The following is a 5,831-nucleotide window of genomic DNA, read 5'->3' as shown; positions in this document are numbered from 1 at the left end:
GGGTCGAGGAAGGGGCAGTTCTGACATGAGGCTGCAACGTGTGGATGCAGCATGGTCGAGCAGATGCGGAGGCATTCGCGTAAGCCCGCTTATGGTGCGCCGATAGCGTAGGACTTGCCTTCCTACCTTGTGAATTTCGGCTAGTTCGCTGTCTTATTGCTCAGTGTGGGTGTATCGGTTCAGCGCAAGGGGCAGGGGAGTCCGTTCGCGATGACGATCTCAGGGCTCTGGCTGGTGTAGCGGCGGCCGTAGCGGATCGGCCAGAGCGTCTTTCGCGTCATGGTGAAGCCGGCCGCGCCGTCCTTGAAGAAGGCCGCCCCGGTCACCGGCTTGTAGACCGCCGCGATCTCCACGAGGATGAGGCGCGTGCCCTTGGCCTGGATGCTGTCGGACGCCTCGACGGGGGCGAGGGTGCCGGGGATGCGCATCGGCGAGTTCGGCGCGGACGCGCTGGAGCAGATCTGCAGGGCCCCCGTATCCGCGTCGCCGACCACCCCCACCGCACTCACCGTCATCTGCATGCCGGCGCTGTCGAAGGGTGCCATCACGATGGGAGCGACCTGAAAGATGTCGCTGGCCTCCGCCAAGGTGGGTGTGTTGCGCTGGGAGAAGGTGTCGCCGAGGGTCCGGGACAGGATGTCGAGCTTGCGGGCATGGCGCATGGCGCTGGAGAGTTCGACGGTGCCGAAATAGACCAGCAGCAGGATCGGGGTGATCAGCGCGAATTCCAGGATCGCGACGCCGTCCTCGGCGCGCGCGAACGGCGCGCGAATCCGCTCTCCCGCGCCATGCCAGGCCCTGGACCGTACGCCCGTCATCGCCCGCGCGCCGGCCTCGTCCGGAGGGAACCGGCGCTTCGTTCCGGGAAGGGTCGCGTCCTCTTCACGTCGGCCGCGTCCAGGTCGCCTGGAAATGCTCTAGCATCCGGTGCTGCCCGTGGAATTGCCGTCGAGTTGAAGGACGGATGTCGCGAGGATCAGGCGGCTGCCATCCTTGAACTGGTTCGTCACGATGCCGAAATTCTGGAAGGTCTGCTGGGCCAGGGCGGCCTGCACCACCACGACGCTGCCCTTGGTCAGGCAACCGTGCAGATCCCCGAACCCCGCCCGCCATGTCCCCGTCGCCCCGTCGACGGGGCTGGCCTTGTCGATGCGGCCGAAGCTGTCGTAGGCGGCGATGTCGACCTTGAGGTTCTCGCACTTCACGAGGGGCGTCACCTGCCGGCACAGTTCGGCGCGAATGCCGTCGCTCAACGTCTGCGTGGAGGCGCCGGCCTGGACGTAGAACTGGCGCATGGAGGCATCGAGGCCGTTGTCCAAAGCCGAGGAAATCCAGTAGACCAGGGCAGCTTCGAGAACGAAGAAGATCAGGACGCAGAGCGGAAACAGGATCATGGCGAATTCGACCGCCATCGCGCCGCGCTGATCGGCTCCGAATGCACGCGAACGCTGAATTGCGCGGCTGCGCCCCTGAACCACAGGCATGCCGACCTGCGGATACAGCGCGGCGGGCACGAGCAGGACTTCTGCAATCAGAGCCTGCATTTCAAGCCCGCGCACTTTCACGCGGAGAAGCAGACCGTGACAAACCTAACATAGATTGATTGTCTCAAGACCAAGCGGACTCTCGACATACAAGTCCGCGCTTAATTTTCCGCCAACACTTTGCTCGGACATGGCGGGCCTGCACCCGTCGCGTGGGCCCCGAAGGCGCGACGGTTAAGACGCTCCAAACGAACCCCGCTTTAAGCTCGGCGATCATGAGCGATTCGCGCCGCGCCCTCCCGTCCGTCCAAAACCTTCGCCGCCCGAGGCTGCGGTTCGCGCGTTCGCTCGCCGCCCGGCTCGCCCTGGCGGTGTTCGGCTCCGTGGCGCTCGCCCTGGCCGTGGCGACGGCCTTCTCGCTCTGGCAGGAGGTGCATCGCTACGCCGAGGTGAAGCGCGAGTCGCTCAACACCATCGCGGGCGTCTTCGCCGCCGCGAGCGCGCGGGCGGTCGATGCCGGTGACGCCGCGATGGCCGGACGCGTCCTCAACGCCATCGGCGACAAGGACTCGAAGCTCGTCTATGCCGGAGTCGAGCGCCCGGACGGCTCGGTCCTGGTCGACCGCGGCCTCGCCATCCGCCTCGCGAGCGACATCGACCTCGGCGATCGCGGATCGCCCTTCGCCCTGATGTGGAGCCGAACCGCGCAGGTCCAGGTTCCCATCATGGAAGCGGGCCGCCGGGTCGGCACCCTGGTGCTCGTGGCCGACACCACGGACCTCCTCGACCGCGTTCTCGACCTGCTCAAGGCCTCCGCGATCGGGTGGCTGCTCGCGCTCGGCCTCGGCCTCGGCCTCTCCTACGGCCTGCAGCGGGCGATCACCCACCCGATCGCCGCGCTCGCCGGGACCATGGACCGGGTGCGGGCGAGCCAGGATTACACCGAGACCGCCCGGATCGCGCGCGACGACGAGGTCGGGGTCCTCGCCCGCTCCTTCAACGCGCTCCTCGCGGCGGTGCGCGAGCGCGATGATCGCCTGGCGCGGCACATGGAGCACTTGGAGAACGAGGTCGCGGAGCGCACCGCCGACCTGCACGAGGCCAAGGAGGCGGCGGAGGCGGCGAACCTCGCCAAGTCGGCCTTCCTCGCCACCATGAGCCACGAGATCCGGACGCCGCTGAACGGCATGCTGGTCATGGCCGAACTCCTCGCCGAGGCGGACCTGGCCGAGCACCAGAAACGGCACGCGCAGGTCATCGCCCGTTCGGGCCAGAACCTGCTCGCCATCATCAACGACATCCTCGATTTCGCGAAGGTCGAGGCCGGCAAGCTCGACCTCGAGCGCGTCGCCCTCGATCCCGCCGAGATCGTGGACACCGTGGTCTCGCTGTTTGCCGAGAAGGCCCGCGAGGGCGGCCTGGATCTCGCCGCCACGGTCGCCGGCGACGTGCCGGCCCTGGTGCTGGGCGATCCGGTCCGGCTCGGCCAGATCCTGAGCAACTTCGTCAACAACGCCCTGAAGTTCACGCAGCGTGGCTCGGTGCGCGTGCGCCTGGAGCCGGGGCCCGCGGGCACCCTGCGGCTGAGCGTGCGGGACACCGGAATCGGCATCGCCGCCGACAAGGTGGACGGCATCTTCTCGGCCTTCTCCCAGGCCGACCAATCGACCACCCGGCGCTTCGGCGGCACCGGGCTCGGCCTCTCGATCGCCCACCGCCTCGCCCTCGCCATGGGCGGGCGCATCGGCGTCGACAGCCGGCTCGGCGAGGGCTCGACCTTCTGGACCGAGCTGCCGCTGGAGCGCGCCGACGCCTCCGTCCGCACCGCGCCGAGGCGCGACCCGGCGATCGAGCCCGGCGTCATCGTGGCGGTCTCGGGCGAGGCCACCGGGGACGCCTTGCGCGAAACCCTCGCGGCGGCCGGCTTCACGCCGGTCGGTCCGGGCACGGCCGGCGCGCACTGGATCGCGGATGCCGCGACGCTCGATGCCCTGGGCCGCCGTCCGAGCACGTCGGGCCGCGTCCTGGCGCTGGCCCGCTTCGGCGATCCCGCCGGGGCGTCCATCCTGAAGGCGGGCTGGGCCGATGCGCTCCTGACCTGGCCGATCGTCCAGGCGGAATGGTCGCGGGCGCTGTCCGCGCTGGCGTGCGGCGGCGACCTCGCAGGCCACGGTCCCCGCCTCGCGGACAGCCGGAGCGCCGTGCCGCAATTCCCCACCGCCCGAGTGCTGGTGGCCGACGACAGCGCGGTGAACCGCGAGGTGGCGCGCGCGGCGCTCGGCCGCTGCGGCATCACCGCGATCGTCATGGTGGAGGACGGGCAGGCCGCGGTGGACGCCTGCCGGACGGGCGCGTTCGACCTCGTTCTGATGGACGGCAGCATGCCGATCCTCGACGGCTATGCGGCCGCCGCCGTGATCCGGGCGGAGGAGACCGCGCGGGGCCTCGGGCGCCTGCCCATCGTCGCGCTGACGGCGCACGTGGTGGGGGCGCAGGCGGAGGCCTGGCGCGGGTCCGGCATGGACGGGACGCTGACGAAGCCCTTCACCCTCGGCGCGCTCGGGGAGACGCTCCTGCGCTTCCTCGGCCCGGGCGAGAGCCTGGACTTGGTGGAGACCTCCGGCCCGGTGGCGACCCTGCCAGGGGAGGGCGGATTCGACCTCGGAGCCGGCAGCGCGGCGCAGGCGGGCACTGGCCGGCCGGAAGCCGACGAGTTGTCGGACGAGGACTTGCTCGACGAGGACGTGGTGGGCGGTCTCGCCGACATGGCCGAGCGGGCGGGCTCCGGCTTTGCCGCGCGCATCCTCGGCCTCTACGAAGAGAATGCCCCTGCGGCCCTCGACGCCCTCCGGGCCGCCACCAGCGCGGAGGAGGTGGCCCGTGCGGCCCACGGCCTGCGCTCCATGAGCCTCAACATCGGCGGCCGCGCCCTGGCGCGGGCCCTCGCGACGATCGAGGACGCCGCCCGCAACGAAGGACGCTGCCCGACCCCCGACACGATCGCGCGTCTCGTGCCCCTGACCGAGCGCACGGCGAAGCGGGTCGGCGAGCGCCTGGGGCTCGATCCGGCCCCCGACGCGACCGGAATCCGCCTCTCGGCGTAAGCCGAACACCCCGGCGATGGGAGCGATCGCGTTGCAAGCCTTGCCACCCAAAAGGCCGGTCAGAGATGCAACGCTCGAGGCATGTTTCGGGTGGAACGGAACAACGCCCGCGATCCGAACTCCCTTAAGGATCAAGGAATCCTGGCGGAAGGGGTGGGATTCGAACCCACGGTGGAGTTGCCCCCACGGCGGTTTTCAAGACCGCTGCCTTAAACCACTCGGCCACCCTTCCAAGTCCTTGCAGAACGAGGACCTTCGCCTCTGCCGAAGCACCAAGGAAATGACCCGCTGCTACCGGTTTGCGACCTGACCCACCGGCGCTTCTGTCTATGGCTGCCCGCGTGGCCGCGTCAACCGTCGCGGCGGAAACCTCCTGGATCTACCGAATCCTGTATCCCGGGATGACGGAAAGCACAGATCGAGCGTGATGCCGATGCTCTCGCCGCTCCTGCACGATCTCGGGGTGGATGCCGCTGGCGAGCATCCGGGTCGCAAGCCAGGGAAGCGAATCCGGGGCAGGTCGTGAGTTCCAGGGTGGCACCGCTCCATGGAGGCTCCGAGATGACCGCCTGAGCCGGTTTCCGATCCAGCTGCCAAGGTTGGGCTGGCTGACGCGGGGCTCAGCGCAGCATGGGCGCGAAGACCAAAGGTTTTCGCTGAGAGACGGTGACGAAACCGCTGGCTTTCCGGCACCGTCCCAGTGAGGTTGCGGGAGGCGTGATCACAAGGAGCCATCGGCATGAGGCAAGCAAACCCGCAGATGGCTCGATCGAGCCGCCGGCGCTTCCTGGTGAATGGCGCGAGCGCCGTGACCGCCCTGGGCCTCGGCACCACCGCATCCGCGCAAGGACTGGTCGCGGCTCCCGGCAACTGGGCAACCCTGACACGAGCCGAGCGCGACGGCGCCTACAACAATTCCGCCGCGGTGCCGGGCAGCGCGAAGATCGTCGATGAATGGACCGCCGACTCCGCGCGTCTGCGTGCACGGCACGCCGGCACGATCGATCTCGCCTATGGCCCTCGACCGCGCAACAAGTGGGATCTGTTCCCGGCGGCTGAGCGCTCGGCTCCTTGTCTGGTTCATATCCACGGCGGCTATTGGCAGGCGCGCTCGCGTGAGAACTTCTCCTGCATGATGGAGGGAGTTCTGGCAGCGGGCTTTTCCGCAGCGATGCCGGGCTACACCTTGGCGCCGGAGGCGAGCCTCTCCGAGATTGTGGCCGAGATCCACCGCGCCCTCGAC

The 5,831-nt window shown here is 69.1% G+C and carries 3 protein-coding genes, 1 tRNA gene and 1 pseudogene; 2 read left to right on the top strand and 3 right to left on the bottom strand.

Annotation, left to right across the window (positions count from 1 at the left end; all coding sequences use genetic code 11):
* Positions 1–179: 179 nt before the first annotated feature.
* Both JWQ05_RS17420 and JWQ05_RS17415 read right to left on the bottom strand, forming a co-directional pair.
* On the bottom strand, positions 180–818 hold the full coding sequence (locus JWQ05_RS17420; protein ID WP_299660996.1) for a TadE/TadG family type IV pilus assembly protein: 639 nt from the start codon (positions 816–818) through the stop codon (positions 180–182).
* Between the two features lie 99 nt (positions 819–917).
* The gene (locus JWQ05_RS17415) at positions 918–1,412 is read right to left on the bottom strand and encodes a TadE family protein (protein WP_299660993.1); all 495 of its coding nucleotides are present in this window, start codon (positions 1,410–1,412) and stop codon (positions 918–920) included.
* A 347-nt stretch (positions 1,413–1,759) separates the two neighbouring features.
* Here JWQ05_RS17415 and JWQ05_RS17410 point away from each other — a divergent pair, with 347 nt between their 5' ends.
* The gene (locus JWQ05_RS17410) at positions 1,760–4,588 is read left to right on the top strand and encodes an ATP-binding protein (protein ID WP_299660990.1); all 2,829 of its coding nucleotides are present in this window, start codon (positions 1,760–1,762) and stop codon (positions 4,586–4,588) included.
* A gap of 142 nt (positions 4,589–4,730) precedes the next feature.
* Here JWQ05_RS17410 and JWQ05_RS17405 read toward each other — a convergent pair.
* A tRNA-Ser gene (locus tag JWQ05_RS17405) sits at positions 4,731–4,820 on the bottom strand.
* A 507-nt stretch (positions 4,821–5,327) separates the two neighbouring features.
* On the opposite strand from JWQ05_RS17405, the pseudogene JWQ05_RS17400 reads away from it, so the two are divergent.
* Positions 5,328–5,831: pseudogene (locus tag JWQ05_RS17400) on the top strand (alpha/beta hydrolase); the annotation flags it as partial.

The sequence above is a fragment of the Methylobacterium sp. genome (genome assembly GCF_028290105.1).
GTDB lineage: Bacteria > Pseudomonadota > Alphaproteobacteria > Rhizobiales > Beijerinckiaceae > Methylobacterium.
The sequence above is the reverse complement of the archived record's forward strand: the minus strand, read 5'-3'. Positions and strand labels throughout refer to the sequence as shown.

What these genes read in the sequence shown, in the direction of transcription:
- JWQ05_RS17410 (WP_299660990.1), top strand. Translation starts at nt 1,760, where the DNA reads ATGAGCGATTCGCGCCGCGCCCTCCCGTCCGTCCAAAACCTTCGCCGC.
- JWQ05_RS17415 (WP_299660993.1), bottom strand. Translation starts at nt 1,412, where the DNA reads ATGGCGGTCGAATTCGCCATGATCCTGTTTCCGCTCTGCGTCCTGATC.
- JWQ05_RS17420 (WP_299660996.1), bottom strand. Translation starts at nt 818, where the DNA reads ATGACGGGCGTACGGTCCAGGGCCTGGCATGGCGCGGGAGAGCGGATT.